The organism is Acidovorax sp. HMWF018, from assembly GCF_003061035.1.
Taxonomy (GTDB): Bacteria; Pseudomonadota; Gammaproteobacteria; order Burkholderiales; family Burkholderiaceae_C; genus Acidovorax; species Acidovorax delafieldii.
In genome coordinates this window covers 207-18,322 of sequence record NZ_QAIM01000665.1, presented here as the reverse complement: position 1 = coordinate 18,322, position 18,116 = coordinate 207, and the positions used below count along the sequence as shown (strand labels likewise).

The following is an 18,116-nucleotide window of genomic DNA, read 5'->3' as shown; positions in this document are numbered from 1 at the left end:
GACCACGACTGAGTCGTAGAAGCCCGGGGTGGAGTCCATCACATAACCGCCTGGAAAGGCCTTGGCCGCGATGTCACCCACGTTGGGCGCTACGTAGCCCAGGCGGTGCATGCGCGGCAGATAGTGGTGGCTGAATGCGGCGATGGAGCCGCCGAAGTGATCTATCTGCAAGCCTGTAGTCTGGGCTCGCTCCAGTACGAACGGCAGCAACTCCAGTTTGTCGAAGATGCGCAGGACCAGCGCGCAATCACGGATGTTGTAGCTGGCCAGCGCCGGCTTGTCTTCCTGGTAGCGCCGCTCAATCTCGGCCATCTTGTCGTAGGCATCGCCGATTTCCTTGCCCTCACCGAGCAGTTTTTGCGAGACCGCTTCGAGGCTGAACGACGGAAAGCTCCACATGCCCGCCCGCAGTGCTTCGATACCATCGACAACCACACGCCCGGGCATGGGCGCGAACAGGTAGCCCTGCCGGCCGGGGTGCGTACGCCACGCGATGGGGCGGCGCTCGCGTCCGAGCAGCAGTTGCACGGAGTTCGCGTCCGCGGTCTTTTGCAGCACCCGGAGATCGAACTGGATCACGCTCCAGCCGACGATGACATCCGGGTCATGGTCCGCAAACCAGGCATTGAGCTGCTCGATCATCGCCCTGCGAGTTGAGCAGTACACAAGCCTGAAGTCCATCGGCGACACAGCTGGCGCCGACACAGACTCTGGTGCTTCCCCCAGCATGAACACCACCCGGTCACCCGCACCATCCAGTGCGATGGAGTACAACTCCTCGGTCGCGCTCGTCTCGATGTCCAGCGACACCACCTTCAACACCGGGCGCCAACCAGACGCGGGCTTCAACCTGCCGTCGAGGATGGTCGAACCTTCGCGCTGGCCGCCCTCGACCAGAACACCGGCCGTGATGAACCGCTCCATCAGGTAGCGATCGTGCGGGCGGACATCCGCTTCGTAGAGCGGGATCCCCAGTGGCTGGAGTGCGCGCGCCAGCTTGCCGAGATCGCGGAACCTGCGGGCGTAGACACCGAGGACGGGCTGCTGATCGAATGTCTTCAGACCGAGTTCCTTCACCTCCAGGCCCTGCAGGCTCGCCAGTGAAGCTTGTGCCGCAGCCCGGTGGCGAACAGGCAGAAAGGCGACCGAGCTCTGCCGGGTCAGAAGCACCTTCTTAGGCCCGTCGTCGGTGGCCAGCCAGTATTCAATCTCAGTGCCGTCTGGGAGATCGCGCCAGTTGCGGGTGAGGATGAAGCCCCGGAGTTCGGTGGGAGCGAGGGCTGATGACATCAGGTGGCGAAGAGGACGCAGGCACGGCAATTCTGCCCCTCGGGCGAGAGCTGGAGGTGCCGTGGCGATCTTGCGCATGATACTGATTTTTTGTACAGTAATGCAAAAACCGACACCGAGAAGACCATGCGCAAACCAACCCGTTATGTATTCCGTCCTGCCCGACCAGCACCCGCCTTACTGCGGCGCATTTGGGCGTGGTTCTGAGTCGGTAGCGCAGTGCCATCTGGCCGTGCTTGACGGACCGGCAATAGAAGAGCAAGTCAGAAGACGGGCATGGCCCATTGAAATGGGTACGCATTGGAGCGCTTCCGTGCCGATGGTGCTTGCACAAAAATTGATACTGTCTAAAAATACAGGCCTATCGCAACTTCTAGGAGGGTGCCGTGTCCAGCTACATCTTTATCTCGCCCAAATCTGATCCTGGCATGGGCCACCCGCTGGCCGACCCGTTGCTCACCACCGGATCGCGGCCAACTATGGGCTCTTGTAGACCGGACCTACGCCGCCTCGTCCGCCCTGGCGACCAGATCTTCGTGATCAGCGGCAGTATGGGGCCCAAGCATCGGCAATATGTGATCGGCGGCTTGGAGATCGCAGAGAAGCTTGAAGACCAACTCGCTGCCTTGCGAAAATTTCCCGAGAACGCCCTGCGCTTCGAAGCGGGCAAGAAGATAGGCAACATCATCGTAACCGCCGACGGCTACCAGCACCCTCGGGACACCCACAAGCCGGAGTCATTCGAAAACCGAATCAAAAACTACTTAGTGGGACAGAATCCGGTGGTGCTCGAATCCCCGCGCGAGGTTGAATTGGGACGCGAGCGGACCGTCGACATTCTTTCGAGTCTCTTCGACCGCTCGGGGCCACGCGTAGCCCAGATCGTCGGGCGCCACCGCAAGCTCACTGACGAGCAGGCGGATCGGCTGCGTCGGGAGCTGATGGACATCAAGCGCGAGGCGGCGGCGTGATGAATATCGGCGAGCACTTGGTCAGCCGGAAGCTCGCCGCCGACCAGATCGCCACGAAGGCGAAGCTGTCCTCCGAGCGGTTTGCGCAGATCGCCGCTGGTGCCGACGCGAGTCTGGCGGAGATGCGGGCCATCGCCAAGGCTATGCGCTTGCCTTTGGAGAGCTTGCTGGACGCGGAACCCGCTGAACCAGTTAAGGCGCTATTCCGTCACACCCTAGGGCAGCGTGCGGTTGAGGTTTCCTCGGAGGTCGACGTCGTGTCCGCCCAAGTTCGCGACGCGCTGGCAATTGCACGAGGCATGCCCCGCAACACTGCGTGGCTCAATCTGTTCAGGGGCATGGAGCCAAAATTGGAGGCGGCTGAAGAATTTGCGCAACTTTTCCGCAAGGCATTCGCTGGCCTCGACGACAAAGAGCCCTTCCCGCGCCTGCCGCAAGTCGCCCACGAGCTTGGCGTCATCGTTCTCTATTCACGGGACTCGGCCATCGAAGGGGTGTCTGTCATCGTTGAGGGCTATGCGCTGATGATCTTAGGCGCGCGAGCGTTCAAGCCCCGCCTGCTCTTCACCATGGCTCACGAGTTTGGGCACTTGGTCGCGCACCACGACGATCAGGCGAGCGGCTACGCGCACCTTGATCGCCAAGAGGACTTCGATGGCATTCCAGGCGGTCCGCGCAAGCTCGAAGAGAAGTTTGCTGACGCGTTCGGCTCGGCCCTCGTGCTGCCGCGTCACGGCGTGCTGCTCGCAATAAAGGCGATTCGAGAGCAACTCGGGGCCAAGGGGCCTCTAGGCGACATCGAGATCTTGTGGCTGGCGCACCTGTTCCACGTCAGCTTCGAGGTCGCCGCGCGCCGATGCGAAGGCCTAGGCTTGGTACCGCCGCAGGGCGCGCGCGCTCTATACCAAAAGCTGCAGGACGACCACAAGAATCCTGAGCGGCGCGCCGCAGAGCTAGGCATCCCACCGCGGCCTGACATCCAGGTGGACGCGTCCCCTGCGCTTCTGCAAGCAGCAGCGCGTAAGGTGAGGGCCGGGGAGATTTCGGTGGGACGCGCTGCGGAGCTCCTTAACACACCAGTCTCCGCGCTGTTTGTTGCCAACGCTGAAATAGCCGCGTGATCCAGATCCTGGACGCTTCAACCCTCCTGAACCTCGCCAATGGCGAAGTCCTTTCGAAAGTCCTGCGCCTTCAGAACACATCGTTCCAAGTGAGCGGCGTCGTGCGTGACGAATCGCGCACCGTCGCACAGGCGATCGATGCGGCAGTCGCGGCCGGGCGTCTCACGCTGGTCGACGACAAGTTGATCAGCGTCTCGCGCTTCCTCAGGGCGAAAGCGGAGTGGCAGTTGGACAACGGCGAGACCGAGTGCATCCTAGCCGCATCGGAGTTAGGCTCCTCGGTCGCTTGCGACGACAAAGCGGCGCGCAAGGTGATCGTGAAAGTTCTTGGTGAAGATCGCCTAACCGGCTCCATCGGCCTGTTGCGCGAGACGGTGAAGGCGGGACTACTCACTCAGGCAGAGGCGTTCGCCGCCTACTGCTTGATGCGCGAGCGGGGAGGATTCCTACCCGCAATCGACCAAGCCGATTTTTAGCTCAGATCGTTTCCGGGCGCAGCCCCAGCTTGTCGTTGCGCAAGGGGTTGGGCGCGAGCTTCGCGAGAGCATGACGCACGCCTGCAAACGGATTAGCGATTGTCTTCTTCATCTGGCCGCGGGCGCAGAAACAGAGTCCGCACGAGCCGCAACGATGCTCGATGTGCGGCGTGAACGCGTGCTCTCCTTCGTCAAAGTGATGATCTCCGCAGCCGGGGCAGACCAGATCCAGAACTCTGCCCTCCAGGTGCGGCATGGCCGACTGCGCCATAAAGGCGCGCACATGCGTGGCGTCGAGCACCATGCCGTCGATCACAACCTCTGTGAACGTGTCGTCCAGGCCACTGGGCATCTCCTCGTCGGCTGTCTTGAAAGCGTGCACGTGGATACCATCCTCCTCAGCACGCGTTGAGGTCCACAGGATCGCCGGATTCGAGCCCCAGATCTGCACGCCCCCCGGAAAGTCGCGCTGCTTGAATGTGACCTTCTTCTTCGCCGGCACGAGCTTGGGCTTCTGCGCGCCCAGCATATGCCTCACGGTTGCCAAGGGATTGCCCACGCCCGGGCCGTTGTCGGAAAACTGCTTGCCGCAGCCGTGGCATTGGTGGCGACGGTGCGCATGGACGGCGAACCAGTCGCGGTCTAGGTGTGGAAAGCCACAGTAGGTGCAGTTAACCGTGATCGTCTGGAAGCCGAACACGGCTGAAACCATGTAGTTGATGGCGTCGATTTCGTCGACCTCTGCCCACCCGTCGGAGAGCAAATCCTTCGCGAGAGGGATGCGCAGCTTGCGATACGTTCGGTCAACCACTTTCTCCCCGCCTTTTTCGAGCCGCGCGTGCACGTGAATGCCTCGGTCGATGGGCTTGTTCGTAGTGTCATAGACGGCGGGCACGGATCCCCACAACGCAATGCCGCCGGGGTAGCGGCTGAAGTCCAAGTCCAGAGTGTCCTCGGGCGCGATAGGCTCGTCGTCGGCCGCTACGCATTTCTCCGCCGGAGTGCCGTATTTAGCCGTAGCGTTTGCGTGATGCCCAAGGCACCAATACCGGGTGCCGCCGTCTCGGCGCCGGCCCACAGGGACGATGTTGCAACTCATCGAGAAAGCTTACTCCAATAGCGTGTTGGTTAGCCGTCGTGCCATAGAGTGAGCGGAAGGGCCTCCGCCATTGTCCAGGGAGTTTAACCGCTGCTGAGCCGTCTTCGAAGGTTGACCGCCATAGGCTGGTTGCGGTCAATCAGCCCATTAAGCGCAACATCTGCTTTCTCCCATATTGGACGTTCCGGGATCAGTTCGCCCCCAGGAAAAGTTCTGGATGTCGAGCGCCAATGAACCTCACCTCAGCACGCCAAGGGGATGCTCGTCAGCATAAATATCTCCGCCACTTCATCCCTTCCCCACCCGATCTCGTCAGTTGCCCTGAAGTCAGAAACGATTGATCAGGTTCGAACAGTGCGTTGGCTCCTCGCGTCGCGGTAGTTCCGTAGGGCTGTAGGCCATAGAAAACTCCCAGACTTCCAAGTCGCTCGTATCAAAATGCCCATCTCAATCTAATATTCACTAGAATGTACGCATGAGAGAACTTAAAAACCAGCTCTATGAGCAAGTTGCCCGTATTGGCAAAGCCATTGCCAGCCCCAAGCGGTTGGAACTCATCGAGTTGTTGTGCCAGGGCGAGAAGACCGTCGAGACCCTGGCGGCCCAGGCCGAGATCAGCGTCAAACTCGCCAGTGCCCACCTGAAGGAACTGCGCATGGCGCGCCTGGTGGATACGCGCAAAGAAGGCAAGTACGTGGTGTACCGCCTGACCAGCAGCAGCGTGGCCGACTTGTGGGTCACCCTCCGCACAGAGGCGGAGGAGCGCCTAGTCGAGCTGCAAATGGCGCTGGCGGCGATTGCGGAGCCGGGTGCCGACCTTAAAGGTATTGATCGCAGCGAAATCCTGCGCCGGGCCGCTGCAGGAGAAATCACCGTCCTGGACGTCCGACCCCAAGCGGAGTTCAGCGTGGCGCATTTACCGCACGCCCGCTCGCTTCCCATCGAAGAACTCAAAAAGCGCCTAGCCGAGTTGCCCAAGGATGTGCCCGTAGTGGCGTATTGCCGGGGCCCGTTCTGCCTCATGGCAAAGGCCGCCACAGAACTGCTGCGCAAGAAGGGATACCAGGCATTCCATCTTGCCGACGGGGTAGCGGAATGGCGCGCCCGCGGGTTGCCTATTACCAGCCCGACAGGGTCTGAATGAGGCCACTGACGTGGGGGCATCGATCAACCGCTTGACCCGTGTCCCAGCCCTTACTCCCCAAAGCCAGCCCCCCTCCTCGGAACCCTACACAGGAGATAGCCATGTTCTTTCGCCAACGCCCGGCCGCTAACGCCACGCTCTCCTATTTCTTCGGCTGCGCCGGTCTTCAAAAGGCCGTCGCAGTCGATGTAGTGGCCGGTGACGAGAACTGGTTTCTCCAAGAAGCGGAAAAGGCTGGGGTGCGCATTGCGCACGTCATCGACACCCATGTTCACGCGGACCACTACTCGGGCGGAGCAGAACTTGCACGCCTTGCGGGTGCCACCTACTACCTTCATGAAAGCAATCTCGGAAGGGCCACCTTCGCGTTGTCTCCGCTGCGCGACGGGCAGCGCTTGGAATCCGGCAACGTACTGGTGGACGTCATTCACACACCGGGTCACACCCCTGACAGCGTGTGTCTGCTGGTTCGAGACCTGCGCCGTGGTGATGACCCCTGGTTTGTCATCACAGGCGACACGCTCTTCGTGGGCGCAGTCGGCCGTCCCGATCTGGCGGGACACGAGCGTGAAATGGCTGCGCAGCTCTACGACACGCTTCATACCAAGCTACTGTCGTTGCCCGCCGAACTCGAAATCTACCCGGGCCACCAGGCGGGAAGCAGCTGCGGTGCAGGGCTGTCTGGCAAACCCGCGTCAACCATCGGTTTTGAAAAACGATTCAATCCCATGCTTTCGATGTCCAGGGATGCTTTTGTCTCTGCACTGACTGCCGATATCCCGCCACAGCCTGCGGACATGGAGCAGATCGTGCAAGCCAATCTGCGTGGCACGGCCCCGGCCTCAGCAACTGTCTGAGCTGGTGATGAATTTCGGTATCCGCGCCAATCTCTGTCAGTTCCTGCACCAGCTGCTGCAGGTGCTGCTGGTGGGAATGACCATTGGCATGATGCGCAATGTTGTGCCCGCACTGGCCGAGACTGAGTTCGGCGTTCCGCGCGGATCGTTCATGCTGCTGGTGGCGTTTGTGGTGGCCTTTGGTTTTGTCAAAGGCACGATGAACTTCGCCGCGGGACGCCTGGCAGAGGAACTGGGGCGCAAGCGGGTGCTGCTGTTCGGCTGGCTGGTGGCCTGGCCTATCCCGGTGCTGATCTACTTTTCGCAGAGCTGGTCCTGGGTGGTCTTCGCCACGGTCTTGTTGGGCGTCAATCAGGGGCTGACCTGGTCGATGACGCAGACCGCCAAACTTGACTTCACGCGCGCCGACCAGCGCGGCCTTGTGATTGGCCTCAATGAGTTCTCGGGCTACCTGGGGCTTGCCATCGCAGGTGTCGCAACCGGCTACCTCGCCTCCATGCTCGGGCCACGTTCAGGCCTGCTGTGGTTTGGCGGGGCAGTCATAGGACTGGCGACAATGCAGGCGTGGACATTCGTCGCTGAAACCCTGCCCTGGGCGCACGACGAGGTGAAAAAGCACAAAGGGGCTGGCGCCACAGTGTTTCGACCACGGTATCCCGAGGCAGTGAGTGAGCATCCATCAACCGCAGAGATGTTCTTCTTGATGAGTTGGCGCGACCGGCGGATGGCAGCCCTTTGCCAGGCCGGACTGGTCGAGAAGTTTGTGGATGCGCTCGTCTGGGCCTTGTGGCCAATCTACCTGCACCAGCAAGGGCTGAGTCTGCCAGGCATTGGTTGGACAGTGGGCGTCTACGGCTTCACCTGGGGCGCCGCGCAGTTCTTCACAGGCAGGCTCTCTGACCGTGTGGGGCGGCACCTGTTGAATGTGTGGGGAATGTGGATTTGTGGAGCCGGGGTCGCGCTCATGCCGCTCGGGGCTGGATCGTTGTGGTGGAGCCTGTCTGCTGCCACTGCCGGTATTGGCATGGCCATGCTCTATCCAAACCTGAGCGCTGCGGTAGCCGATATTGCACACCCCCGTTGGCGGGCTTCGGCCATCGGCATCTATAGGTTCTGGCGCGACCTAGGCTACGGCGTCGGTGCAATGGGCCTAGGCGCAGCCGCAGCATGGGGTGGTGGGCTGGTAAACGCTTTCTGGTTCGTCGCCGTTGCCATGTGGATGTCAGGTGCCGTCCTGTTGCGCTGGGGTGACGAGACACACCCAAAGCTCAATCCCGCTGGATTAGAGAAATGCTGATCTCAGCCCAGGCGATCACCTCGTTGTTGCTAAGCGCTACCTCAGACAACATGCAGTGTGCCTCACGCTACCTCATAGGAGGAAAGGACAATGAATAACACCTCCTGGCTTGCCGTCATCTTCACTTTGGGCATTGTTGCTGCGTACGAGATCTGGCTGGCCGTAGCGCAACGGCGCACCCCTCAACGATTGGCGCGATCGGCCCACGCATTACTGCGCGAAGATTGGTTTGCCGCAATTTCTGCGCAGCCAGGGTCTGAGATCCTAGCGGTCCAGACTCTGCGAAACTCGCTGATGTCTGCCACTATGGCGGCTTCCACTGCTGTATTGGGCCTCATGGGATCGCTTTCTCTCACCGCTCCCACGCTACGCGACACTTTGGGCCAGGCGGCCACTGATAGTGCCGCTTGGCCGCATGTCACCCCCCGCCTGGCGATGGAGCTAGTGTTGCTTTGCCTGCTATTTGCTTCGCTCGTGGCTTCCGTCATGGCGGTGCGCTACTACAACCACGCAAGCTTCATCGGTGGGATGCCCGTTGGTACACCCCAACGCAAACGCTGGGCGACTACTGGTACTGCGTATGTACGCAAGGCCGGCCTGCTCTACAGCTGGGGCCTGCGGCAGCTGATGCTGCTAGTCCCCATAGTTGCTTTTGTCCTGCACCCTGTGGCCGGCGTAGCAGGAGCACTGGTCGTGGTGGCAGCTCTCGTTCAGTTTGACCGATACAGAATTGAAAGCGATTAACGCAGCCGCGTGAGGATGGCTTCTCGGTCGATGTCGGCGAGTACCTGTCTGCTTTCATCGTCACCCGCGCCGGTTCAGAGCAGCATTCGTGAAGCGCCCGTGGCTTCCCCGAGTCATGAGCTGACTCTATGATTGCTTCGTGCCCCGGAGCAGAACTCCGACTATCTGCCGCAAAAGACTGGAATCGCTGCAGAGTCGACCTCGAGCGTGGGAGCTCCCCCACTCTTAGGCCCTCGCTACCGGCACATCCTCCCACCGCGTCGTGTACTGAGGTGTGCGCCTCTCCTGCCTCATCCCCCAGTCCTTGCCCTTGTTGGTGCCGCCCGTGGCACCTGAATGCACAGTGCCCTTGCCATAGCGCTGGTTGAGCGCATCCAAAGCCACCATCAGCTGGGTGCGATCCCGGTGGTCTTCATCCTCCAGATCCAGCTCTCCCTGCAGCGCATTGCCCGGCACCAGGTCCAGCAGCATCACCCCTGCCTTGGCCATCTTGTACCCAGGCTCGTACATGCGGCGCATGCCAGCTACAGCCGCCCACACCAGCTTTCCCGTGTCAGCCGTAGGCCGGCGCAGTGGCACCACGATGCTGCGGTTGAATCGGGGTCCGGGCCGGAACGGCGAGGTGTGGCAGAACACCAGCAGCTGGCTGGCCAGACTGCCTTGTTTGCGCAGCTTCTCGGCCGCACGGCTGGCGAACTCGCTCACGGCTTCCACCAGCGGCGGCAGCTCGGTCACTGCCTGGCCAAACGACCGGGTGCAGGCGATCTCTCTCTTGGGCTCGGGCGCGTCATCCAGCTCGATGCACTGAATGCCCTGCAGTTCACGTACTGTGCGCTCAAGCACCACGCTCCAGCGCCTACGCACCATGGCTGGGTCCAGCCGGGCCAGGTCCAGGACCGTATGCACGCCGCACTGATGCAGTTGCGCGCCGATCTTGCGGCCCACGCCCCAAACTTCTTCCACCAGCGTGCTGGCCAGCACATCGTCCAGGTCTTGGGCAGGAAGTGCGGTCAGGTTGCACACCTGGGCCAACTCGGCCGGGTAGCTCCCCGGTTTGCGCTCGGCCGTCTTGGCGATGTGATTGGCCAGCTTTGCCAGTGTCTTGGTCTGGCCAATCCCGATACCGCAAGGAATGCCTACCCACTGGTGGATGCGCGCGCGGATGGCGTGGCTGCGTGTGATCAGGTCGCCCCGCAGCCCTTGCAGGCCGACAAACGACTCATCGATGCTGTAGATCTCCTGCGAGGGGCCCAGTCCCGCCGCCAGGCTCATCATCCGGTTGCTCATGTCGCCGTACAGCGTGAAGTTGGCACTCAAGGCCACCAGGCCGTGGGTCTCTTCCATGTGCCGTATCTGGAACCACGGCGCCCCCATCTTGATGCCCAGGGCCTTGGCCTCATTGCTGCGGGCGATGGCGCAGCCGTCGTTGTTGCTCAGCACCACCACCGGGCGGCCGTTCAGGCTGGGGCGGAACACCCGCTCGCAGCTCACGTAAAAGTTGTTGCCATCCACCAGCGCATACATGCTGGCCTCCGTCCATCAGATCAGGTGAGAAACAGCTTCACGCACCCACTCACCACGCCCCACACCTCAATGGTCTGGCTTTCTCGGGGAATGATGTCGGGATAGGTAGGGTTGGCCGCGCGCAGCTTGATGCGGCCGGCGCGCTGGTGCAGATACTTCACGGTGCATTCGCCGTCCACAATGGCCACGACGATGCTGTTGTGCTTGGGCTTGATCGCCCGGTCCACCGCGATGATGCAGCCGTCATCAATGCCAGCGTCGCGCATCGAATCCCCCCGCACGCGCCAGAAATAGGTGGCCTGGGGGTGCTTGGCCAGCAGCTTCATGATGTCCAGCCGCTCCACCACGAAGTCGTCAGCTGGCGAGGGAAACCCCGCGCGCACGCTCACCCCGCACAGGGGCAAGGCCAGCGACTGCGCCGCCGTGTCGTACGGCACCGGTAGCGGGGAATTCCAAAGACTGTACATATTTACAGTATAGCTCCCTGCTGCCAGAATGTTGCCATGTGTACCTACTACGAGGTCCCGGGCCGCGAGCAGCTGGTGCTGCACTTCGGTGACGTGCCCGAGGAAGAGTGGCGCGACAAGATGAGCCCGCTGTACCGTGGGCCGTTCCTGCGGGCCAAGGGCGAAGCCGGGGGCGAGCTGGTGGTAGGGCAGTGGGGCATGATCCCGCCAAACTCCAAGACACACATCCCTACAGGCAAGGAGGGCAAGCGCCTGAGCACCTTCAACGCCCGGCGCGAGGGCATGGCCAAGTCATGGACCTACGGCGGCCCCTGGCGCAAGGGGCAGCGCTGCATCATCCCCGCCCAGTTGTATGTCGAACCCTACTGGGGGACCAAGAAGCACATCCCCTGGCAGTTCGAGCGGGCCGATAGCGAGCCCTGGGGCCTGGCGGGCCTGTGGAGCGAGTGGACCGACCCGGCCACGGGTGAGGTGCTGCCCAGCTACACCATGATCACGCAGAACTGCGACGACGTGCCGGTTCTCAACCTGATGCACCGGCCTGACCCCAAGCGCGCGCCCGACATGCAGGACAAGCGTACCGTGGTGCCGCTGGAAAAGGGGGACTGGGATACTTGGCTGCGAGGCACTATCGAGCAGGCAGAGGCGCTGATCAAAGTGCCGCCACTGGAGCTGTTTGTGCACCGGGCGAAAGATCCGGCACAGCAGGTAGAGTTACCTGTCGAATCAGTGTGATGCATGAAGAAGCCCTCACCCTTTGGCGAATTCAGCGCCATGGAACTTGGCATACCAACTGCTTGGGTTGAATTGAAGCAGTTGCAAGACTTCCCATGGTGGTCGCACATCGCATTTGCGGGTGCTGTTGCCATGGGGAGTGTTAACTGAACCGCAGGGGCGGGCAGGCAGATCGGGCTCCCTTTGGGAGCCCTTTCTGTTTGTGGCCCCATCTCTGCAAGCAGCTGTAAAACCCTGCGGGACCCGAGCATTCGGGCCAGAAGCGAGAGGTGATTGGTGCTCCAATCGGGCTCCGTTTTGTTCGACCCGATTGCTCCTTCTGTGAATCGTTTGTTCTCTTGGCCAGGCCGTGTGCGCCTGGCGGCAGTGCTGGCCCTGTCTCTTGCCAGCGTTGCACTCCCGAATCTTTCCTGGGCACGTTCTCAGCAGTTCGACAGTGCGGCGCTGCTCACGCCCGAACCCACCTCCTTTGCGCAATGCCCGCAGTTCTTTGCGAATGGCACGCCACCGGTCATCACACCCCGGCCGCAGTTGCGCGAGCTTTGCTATGAGGCGTTTGCGGTGCTGCACTCCGGGGCGACGAAGACAGGTCTTACGCGTTGCATGCACTCCAACGATGTCCAAACAGATGTAAGAAAAAACAATATGCCATGGCATACCAGATGGCACACCGAACAGGACCAAAAACAAAAAACCCCAAGTGAATCAATCACTTGGGGTTATGTATTGGCGGAGAGGGTGGGATTCGAACCCACGGTAGTGTTGCCACTACGCCTGATTTCGAGTCAGGTACATTCGACCACTCTGCCACCTCTCCTATGTGTCGAAGCCTTCGATTATAGCCAGATTTTCAGGGCTTGAGCACAGCAGTGCCGCCCAGGTAGGGGCGCAGCACCTCGGGCACCGTCACGCTGCCGTCGGCTTGCTGGTAGTTTTCGAGCACTGCCACCAGCGTGCGGCCCACGGCCAGGCCCGAGCCGTTCAGGGTGTGCAGCAGCTCGTTCTTGCCTTGGGCATTCTTGAAGCGGGCTTGCAGGCGGCGGGCCTGGAAGGCTTCGCAGTTGCTCACCGAGCTGATCTCGCGGTAGGTGTTCTGCGCGGGCAGCCACACTTCCAGGTCGTAGGTCTTGGCGGCGCCAAAGCCCATGTCGCCGGTGCACAGGCTCATCACGCGGTAGGGCAGGCCCAGCTTTTGCAGCACGGCTTCTGCGTGGCGGGTCATTTCCTCCAGCGCTTCGTAGCTCTTGTCGGGGTGCACGATCTGCACCATCTCGACCTTGTCGAACTGGTGCTGGCGGATCATGCCGCGCGTGTCACGGCCGTAGCTGCCCGCTTCAGAGCGGAAGCATGGCGTGTGGGCCGTGAGCTTGATGGGCAGATCGGACTCGGCCACCACCACGTCGCGCACAAAGTTGGTCAGCGGCACTTCGCTGGTCGGGATGAGGTAGAGGGCCGCGTTGTCGGGCACGGGCTCTCCATCTTGGCCGCCCTTCTTGGCAGCGAACAGGTCGCCTTCGAACTTGGGCAACTGGCCTGTGCCCTTGAGCGAGTCGGCGTTCACGGCATAGGGCACGTAGCACTCGGTGTAGCCGTGCTCTTGCGTCTGCACGTCCAGCATGAACTGGCTCAATGCGCGGTGCAGGCGGGCGATGGGGCCCTTCATCACGGTGAAGCGCGAGCCCGACAGCTTGACGCCCATGTCGAAATCGAGGCCCAGGGGCGTGCCGACATCGACATGGTCTTTCACCTCGAAATCGAAATTGGCAGGCGCGCCCCAGCGGCGCACTTCCACATTGCCAGCTTCGTCGCTGCCCACCGGCACGGACTCGTGCGGCAAGTTGGGCACGGCCACCAACATGGCCAACAGTTCGGATTGGATCTGCTCCAGGCGCGCGGCGGATTGCTCCAGCTCCACCTTGCCTGCGGCCACCTGGGCCTTGACGGCTTCGGCGCCGTCCTTGTCACCCCGGCTCATCAGCATGCCGACCTGCTTGGACAGCTGGTTGCGCTGGGCCTGCAGCTCTTCGGTTCGGGTCTGCAGCGTCTTGCGCTCGGACTCCAGGGCCTGGAAAGCGGAGACGTCCAGGAAGGCCTGGGGCTTTTTGCGGGTTTCCAGCCGCGCGATGGCGGTGTCGAGGTCTTTGCGGAGGAGAAGAATGTCAAGCATTGCAGGATTTTAAGGGGGTGGTCGGCACCGGCTCAGGCAAGGCTGGCCGGATCAAAGTTGGCGCCGCAGAGAATCAGGGCCACCGCTTCTTGCGGCTGGGGCTTGTAGGCGCGGGTTTGCAAAGCTGCCAAGCCCAGCGCGGCGGCGGGCTCCACGGCCAACTTCAGTTCCTTCCACAGCCACAGCTGGGCCGCGCGGATGGCGTCATCGGGCAGCAGCAGCGCGTCGTGCACATGGCGTTGGCTCACCTCCCAGCTGATCGCCCCGATGCGGCGGGCGCCCAGCGAGTCTGCAGCCACGCCACCTACATCCACATCCACGGGCTGGCCCGCAGCCCGCGCGGCGTGCAGCGTAGGCGCGCGTTCGGGCTCCAGTGCGACCACATGGGCGCGGCTTTCCACCCACGCGGCCACGCCGCCGATGAGGCCACCGCCGCCCACGCTGACCAGCACCGTGTCGGGCAGGCGGCCGCCCTGCTCTTCCGCCTCCAGCGCCAGCGTGCCCGCACCCGCTACCACTTCGGGCTGGTCGTAGGCATGGGCCTGCAGCGCACCCGTGGCCTTCTGGCGGGCCAGGCAGGCTTCAAAGGCTTCGGAATATGCGGCACCGGTGACGACCACCTCTGCCCCCAACGCGCGCAGGCGGGCACGCTTGGCCTCGGGCGAGACCTCGGGCACAAAGACCTCGCAGCGCACCCCCAGGGCCTGGGCGGCCGCCGCCACGGCAATGCCGGCGTTGCCGCCGGAGGCAATGATCACGCCGCTCTCGGGCACCGGGTTGGCCAGCAGACGGTACAACATGCCCCGCGCCTTGAAGCTGCCGCCCACCTGCAAATGCTCCAGCTTGAGCCAGACCTCGGCACAGTCCACGCCCAAGGACTTGCCGGACAGGCGCATCAGCGGCGTGGTGCGCAAAAAGTCGGGCTGGGTGGCCAGTTGGCGGCGGGCGGCGGCGATAGCGGCGCGGTCGATCATGCAGAGGCTCCGAATGGCAGGTGATGTCGAAAGAAGGGGGCAGTGTAGGGGCTGCCCGCAACATGCAGACACAACGCTGACTGCACGCGCGCCGCACAACTGCCGATAACATGGGCAGAGCAGTCCCCACCCCACCGCGTTGGCCGGCCTGCGCGCAGGAGAAAAACCATGTTCTTTGTGTTCGGCCCGTCAGGCCAGATGTACCGGGGCGGCCCCGAAAACCTGGCACGTATTTCTGCGGTGCGCAGCGTGCAGCGCCCGCAGGCCCTGCGCACGCGGGCCATGGACGCACAAGATGGCCAGCCAGGGCCCGTCTTCACGGCCCCGCCCCGCCCCACTGCGGCCGACACCAACGCTGCTGCGCCTGCGGCCATCGTCAACCTGCGCATGCACGACGCGGTGAGCGCCTACGCACAGACCGAGCAAGGCCCCCAGGCCAGCACCCGCCAGCCGTTGACCAAGGTGAGCGATGTGATGACCACCGGCGGCGTGAGTGTGGCGCCCGACGTGCGTGTGAACGATGCCTGGCAGACCCTGGCCGAGCACAAAGTGGCGCAAGCGCCCGTCGTCGATGTGCTGGGCCGTGTGATCGGACTGCTGCTGAGGGCCGACATGGCGCCACTGGACCTGCTGCCCGAGCCCGGCGCCGTCAAACAGGCCATCGACCTGGCCCGCCGCCCGGTGGCCGAGGTGATGGTGAGCCCGGTGCCCACGGTGTCCCCAGACACCGAGCTGCGCCGCGTGGCTGCCGTGCTGCTGGACACCGGCCTGCCCGGCCTGCCGGTGACGGACGAGACGGGCGTGCTGTCGGGCTTTATCTCGCGCACCGACATCCTGCGCGCCGTGGCGGCCGACCCGCCGCTGGACCTGTGGAGCGGGCCCGCCGTGCCCTTGTAAGGGCATATTTGAATAAAAATGGCCGCTGGCGCTAGAAGAATATGCGCCAATCGCTATCAATTCAGGAGTGAATATAAAGGGCGCCTATTGGCGCCCTTGCACGATCACCGGCGGCCCTTCACGCCACCGTCAGTGGGCCGATGGACCTGTCTCTGGCGTGCGCTCACGAATCTCCAGCCCCGTGGCCGCGTCGATCTTGAGCCCCTTGGGCAGCGGGAACTTGATGGTTTCCTCGATGCCCGCCATGGTGCGGACCGACACAGCGCCCAGCGCCTTGATGCGGTCGATGACCTGCTGCACCAGGATTTCAGGCGCGGAGGCACCCGCAGTGAGCCCCACGCGCGAACGGCCCTTGAACCACTCGCCCTGCAGCTCGTCCGCACTGTCCACCATGTAGGCGGTGGTGCCCAGCTTGGCGGCCAGCTCGCGCAGGCGGTTGCTGTTGGAGCTGGTGGGGCTGCCCACCACGATCACCACATCCACCTGCGGGCTCAGCACCTTGACGGCGTCCTGCCGGTTCTGCGTGGCGTAGCAGATGTCCTGCTGTTTGGGTTCGCGCACATTCGGAAAGCGCGCCCGCACGGCGGCAGAGATTTCGGCAGCGTCGTCCACACTCAGCGTGGTCTGCGTGACCACCGCCAGCTTCTCGGTCTGCGCGGGCTGCACGCGGGCCACGTCCTCCACGTCTTCCACCAGATGGATACCGTGGTCGAGCTGGCCCATGGTGCCCTCCACCTCGGGGTGGCCCTTGTGGCCGATCATGATGAACTCGTAGCCCTCTTTGGCAAGCTTGGCCACTTCGACATGTACCTTGGTCACCAGCGGGCAGGTTGCGTCAAAAATGCTGAAGCCACGCGCCTCGGCCTCCTGCTGCACGGCCTTGCTCACACCATGGGCGCTGAAAACCAGCGTGGCGCCCGGGGGCACATCCGACAGCTCTTCGATGAAGATCGCGCCCTTGGCCTTGAGGTCGTTCACCACGTAGGTGTTGTGCACGATCTCGTGGCGCACATAGATGGGGGCGCCAAACTTCTGGATGGCGCGCTCCACGATCTCGATGGCGCGGTCCACACCGGCGCAAAAGCCACGCGGCTCGGCCAGCAGGATTTCTTTCGGCGCCAGCATCACAGGATCCCGATCAGCTGCACTTCAAAGGTCACGGGCTGGCCCGCCAGCGGGTGGTTGAAGTCGAACAGCACGGCGCCGTCGTCACGCACCTGCATCACGGCCCCGGCGTAGCTGCCCTGGCCGTCGGGCGTGGGGAACTGCACCACGTCGCCCACGTTGTACTTCTCGTCGGGATCGCCCAGTTCGTTCATCAGCTTGCGCGCCACCCACTGCTGCATGTCGGGATTGCGCTCGCCAAAGGCCTCGCCCGCAGGCAGCTCGAACGTGGTGCGCGTGCCCTCGGCCAGGCCCAGCAGGCGCTGCTCCATGGCGGGCGAGTTGTCGCCCGTGCCCAGCGACAGGGTGGCGGGTTTGTCGGCAAAGGTGTTGATCACATCGCCTGCAGGGCCCGCCAGACGGTAATGCAAGGTGAGGAAAGAGCCCGGCTGGACGGTGGGAACGGAGGCATCGATAGAGGTCATGAAAGTCCCGATAAACTGGCCTGCATTGTAGAAAACCGGGCAAAGCCCTACGCCCGTCACTCCCTGACAGGCGTCAAAGACCCTCGCGCCATGCCCCTCAAAGACCTGCCCGCCGACGCCCAGCCCCGCGAAAAACTGCTGGCGCGAGGCCCCGCCGCCCTGGCCGATGCCGAGCTGCTGGCCATCCTGCTGCGCACGGGGATCGTGGGCAAGGGCGTGCTGCAGATGGCGCAGGAGCTGCTGGACCCGCCCGGCATCGACCCGGACACGGGCGCCATCACCGGCGGCTTTGGCGGCATTGCCGGCCTGCTGCACACCAGCGCGGCCGACCTGGTGCGCATCAAGGGCCTGGGCCCCGCCAAGCGCGCCGAGCTGGTGGCGGTGCTGGAGCTGGCCCGCCGCGCACTTGCCCAGCAGCTGCGCGAACGCGAGGTGTTCGACTCGCCCGACACCGTCAAGCACTACCTGCAGCTGCACCTGGCGGCCAAGGGGCACGAGGTGTTTGCGGTGCTGTTCCTCGATGCACAAAACCGCCTGCTGGCGCTGGAGGAGCTGTTTCGCGGCACGCTCACGCAGACCAGCGTGTACCCGCGCGAGGTGGTGCTGCGCGCCCTGCACCACCAGGCGGCCGCCGTGGTGCTGGCCCACAACCACCCCAGCGGCAGCGTGGAGCCCAGCCGCGCCGACGAGGCGCTGACCCAGACCCTGAAGACCACTCTGGCACTGGTGGACGTGCGCGTGCTCGACCATGTGATCGTGGCGCC

At 63.1% G+C, this 18,116-nt stretch carries 19 protein-coding genes and 1 tRNA gene; 11 read left to right on the top strand and 9 right to left on the bottom strand.

The features are described from left to right. On the bottom strand, positions 1-1,290 hold a 1,290-nt coding region (locus DBR23_RS28240; protein WP_304466253.1), incomplete at its 3' end, for a 3'-5' exonuclease. A 386-nt stretch (positions 1,291-1,676) separates the two neighbouring features. Here DBR23_RS28240 and DBR23_RS28235 point away from each other — a divergent pair. From DBR23_RS28235 to DBR23_RS28225, 3 genes are read left to right on the top strand one after another with little or no spacing between them, the layout of a single operon-like run. Beyond that, a complete protein-coding gene (locus DBR23_RS28235) occupies positions 1,677-2,261 on the top strand; it encodes a hypothetical protein (RefSeq protein WP_108500262.1) in 585 nt (194 codons plus the stop codon). Next, positions 2,261-3,382 (top strand): ImmA/IrrE family metallo-endopeptidase, encoded by a 1,122-nt coding sequence (locus DBR23_RS28230; protein WP_108500261.1) that lies wholly within the window; start codon positions 2,261-2,263, stop codon positions 3,380-3,382. Before DBR23_RS28235 ends, DBR23_RS28230 begins: the two co-directional genes overlap by 1 nt. After that, positions 3,379-3,858, top strand: coding sequence for a hypothetical protein (locus DBR23_RS28225; RefSeq protein WP_108500260.1), 480 nt, complete (start codon positions 3,379-3,381; stop codon positions 3,856-3,858). The genes DBR23_RS28230 and DBR23_RS28225 overlap by 4 nt, the downstream gene beginning before the upstream one ends. Before the next feature lies 1 nt (position 3,859). On the opposite strand, the gene DBR23_RS28220 is transcribed toward DBR23_RS28225, so the two are convergent. Further along, positions 3,860-4,798, bottom strand: a complete 939-nt coding sequence (locus tag DBR23_RS28220; protein ID WP_233250799.1) for a hypothetical protein — start codon at positions 4,796-4,798, stop codon at positions 3,860-3,862. Positions 4,799-5,432: 634 nt separating this feature from the next. Between DBR23_RS28220 and DBR23_RS28215 the strand changes: the two genes are divergently transcribed. The 4 genes from DBR23_RS28215 (at position 5,433) to DBR23_RS28200 (ending at position 8,999) form a co-directional block, all read left to right on the top strand. Continuing rightward, the gene (locus DBR23_RS28215) at positions 5,433-6,101 is read left to right on the top strand and encodes a metalloregulator ArsR/SmtB family transcription factor (protein ID WP_108500259.1); all 669 of its coding nucleotides are present in this window, start codon (positions 5,433-5,435) and stop codon (positions 6,099-6,101) included. A gap of 101 nt (positions 6,102-6,202) precedes the next feature. After that, on the top strand, positions 6,203-6,958 hold the full coding sequence (locus tag DBR23_RS28210; protein WP_108500258.1) for an MBL fold metallo-hydrolase: 756 nt from the start codon (positions 6,203-6,205) through the stop codon (positions 6,956-6,958). Between the two features lie 7 nt (positions 6,959-6,965). After that, positions 6,966-8,255 carry an MFS transporter gene (locus DBR23_RS28205; protein WP_108500257.1) on the top strand — a complete coding sequence of 430 codons (1,290 nt, stop codon included), beginning with the start codon at positions 6,966-6,968 and terminating at the stop codon, positions 8,253-8,255. Positions 8,256-8,345: 90 nt separating this feature from the next. Continuing rightward, on the top strand, positions 8,346-8,999 hold the full coding sequence (locus DBR23_RS28200; protein ID WP_108500256.1) for a DUF599 domain-containing protein: 654 nt from the start codon (positions 8,346-8,348) through the stop codon (positions 8,997-8,999). A 225-nt stretch (positions 9,000-9,224) separates the two neighbouring features. On the opposite strand, the gene DBR23_RS28195 is transcribed toward DBR23_RS28200, so the two are convergent. Together DBR23_RS28195 and DBR23_RS28190 are read right to left on the bottom strand one after the other, a co-directional pair. Beyond that, positions 9,225-10,523, bottom strand: coding sequence for a Y-family DNA polymerase (locus tag DBR23_RS28195; RefSeq protein WP_108500255.1), 1,299 nt, complete (start codon positions 10,521-10,523; stop codon positions 9,225-9,227). 20 nt (positions 10,524-10,543) lie between these two features. Next, on the bottom strand, positions 10,544-10,990 hold the full coding sequence (locus DBR23_RS28190) for a LexA family transcriptional regulator (RefSeq protein ID WP_108500254.1): 447 nt from the start codon (positions 10,988-10,990) through the stop codon (positions 10,544-10,546). 36 nt (positions 10,991-11,026) lie between these two features. On the opposite strand from DBR23_RS28190, the gene DBR23_RS28185 reads away from it, so the two are divergent. Then, positions 11,027-11,725, top strand: coding sequence for an SOS response-associated peptidase (locus DBR23_RS28185; protein WP_108500253.1), 699 nt, complete (start codon positions 11,027-11,029; stop codon positions 11,723-11,725). Between the two features lie 3 nt (positions 11,726-11,728). Next, positions 11,729-11,875 (top strand): hypothetical protein, encoded by a 147-nt coding sequence (locus DBR23_RS29830; protein ID WP_158276506.1) that lies wholly within the window; start codon positions 11,729-11,731, stop codon positions 11,873-11,875. Between the two features lie 577 nt (positions 11,876-12,452). Here DBR23_RS29830 and DBR23_RS28175 read toward each other — a convergent pair. From DBR23_RS28175 to DBR23_RS28165, 3 genes are all read right to left on the bottom strand, one after another. Further along, positions 12,453-12,542, bottom strand: a tRNA-Ser gene (locus tag DBR23_RS28175). A gap of 33 nt (positions 12,543-12,575) precedes the next feature. Next, on the bottom strand, positions 12,576-13,892 hold the full coding sequence (gene serS, locus DBR23_RS28170; protein WP_108500252.1) for a serine--tRNA ligase: 1,317 nt from the start codon (positions 13,890-13,892) through the stop codon (positions 12,576-12,578). A gap of 32 nt (positions 13,893-13,924) precedes the next feature. Beyond that, a complete protein-coding gene (locus DBR23_RS28165; RefSeq protein ID WP_108500251.1) occupies positions 13,925-14,866 on the bottom strand; it encodes a threonine/serine dehydratase in 942 nt (313 codons plus the stop codon). A gap of 168 nt (positions 14,867-15,034) precedes the next feature. On the opposite strand from DBR23_RS28165, the gene DBR23_RS28160 reads away from it, so the two are divergent. Continuing rightward, the gene (locus tag DBR23_RS28160) at positions 15,035-15,763 is read left to right on the top strand and encodes an HPP family protein (RefSeq protein WP_108500250.1); all 729 of its coding nucleotides are present in this window, start codon (positions 15,035-15,037) and stop codon (positions 15,761-15,763) included. Between the two features lie 129 nt (positions 15,764-15,892). On the opposite strand, the gene ispH is transcribed toward DBR23_RS28160, so the two are convergent. Next, on the bottom strand, positions 15,893-16,888 hold the full coding sequence (ispH, locus tag DBR23_RS28155) for a 4-hydroxy-3-methylbut-2-enyl diphosphate reductase (RefSeq protein ID WP_056060858.1): 996 nt from the start codon (positions 16,886-16,888) through the stop codon (positions 15,893-15,895). Next, complete coding sequence (locus DBR23_RS28150) at positions 16,888-17,352, bottom strand: peptidylprolyl isomerase (RefSeq protein ID WP_108500264.1); 465 nt, start codon at positions 17,350-17,352, stop codon at positions 16,888-16,890. Before DBR23_RS28150 ends, ispH begins: the two co-directional genes overlap by 1 nt. A 90-nt stretch (positions 17,353-17,442) precedes the next feature. On the opposite strand from DBR23_RS28150, the gene radC reads away from it, so the two are divergent. Next, a partial coding sequence (radC, locus tag DBR23_RS28145; protein ID WP_108500263.1) for a DNA repair protein RadC occupies positions 17,443-18,116 on the top strand: 674 nt, incomplete at its 3' end.

Coding starts and splice junctions, on each gene's coding strand:
- DBR23_RS28230 (WP_108500261.1), top strand. CDS start 2,261: ATGAATATCGGCGAGCACTTGGTCAGCCGGAAGCTCGCCGCCGACCAG.
- DBR23_RS28215 (WP_108500259.1), top strand. CDS start 5,433: ATGAGAGAACTTAAAAACCAGCTCTATGAGCAAGTTGCCCGTATTGGC.
- DBR23_RS28210 (WP_108500258.1), top strand. CDS start 6,203: ATGTTCTTTCGCCAACGCCCGGCCGCTAACGCCACGCTCTCCTATTTC.
- DBR23_RS28205 (WP_108500257.1), top strand. CDS start 6,966: ATGAATTTCGGTATCCGCGCCAATCTCTGTCAGTTCCTGCACCAGCTG.
- DBR23_RS28200 (WP_108500256.1), top strand. CDS start 8,346: ATGAATAACACCTCCTGGCTTGCCGTCATCTTCACTTTGGGCATTGTT.
- DBR23_RS28195 (WP_108500255.1), bottom strand. CDS start 10,523: ATGTATGCGCTGGTGGATGGCAACAACTTTTACGTGAGCTGCGAGCGG.
- DBR23_RS28190 (WP_108500254.1), bottom strand. CDS start 10,990: ATGTACAGTCTTTGGAATTCCCCGCTACCGGTGCCGTACGACACGGCG.
- DBR23_RS28185 (WP_108500253.1), top strand. CDS start 11,027: ATGTGTACCTACTACGAGGTCCCGGGCCGCGAGCAGCTGGTGCTGCAC.
- DBR23_RS29830 (WP_158276506.1), top strand. CDS start 11,729: ATGAAGAAGCCCTCACCCTTTGGCGAATTCAGCGCCATGGAACTTGGC.
- serS (WP_108500252.1), bottom strand. CDS start 13,892: ATGCTTGACATTCTTCTCCTCCGCAAAGACCTCGACACCGCCATCGCG.
- DBR23_RS28165 (WP_108500251.1), bottom strand. CDS start 14,866: ATGATCGACCGCGCCGCTATCGCCGCCGCCCGCCGCCAACTGGCCACC.
- DBR23_RS28160 (WP_108500250.1), top strand. CDS start 15,035: ATGTTCTTTGTGTTCGGCCCGTCAGGCCAGATGTACCGGGGCGGCCCC.
- ispH (WP_056060858.1), bottom strand. CDS start 16,888: ATGCTGGCGCCGAAAGAAATCCTGCTGGCCGAGCCGCGTGGCTTTTGC.
- DBR23_RS28150 (WP_108500264.1), bottom strand. CDS start 17,352: ATGACCTCTATCGATGCCTCCGTTCCCACCGTCCAGCCGGGCTCTTTC.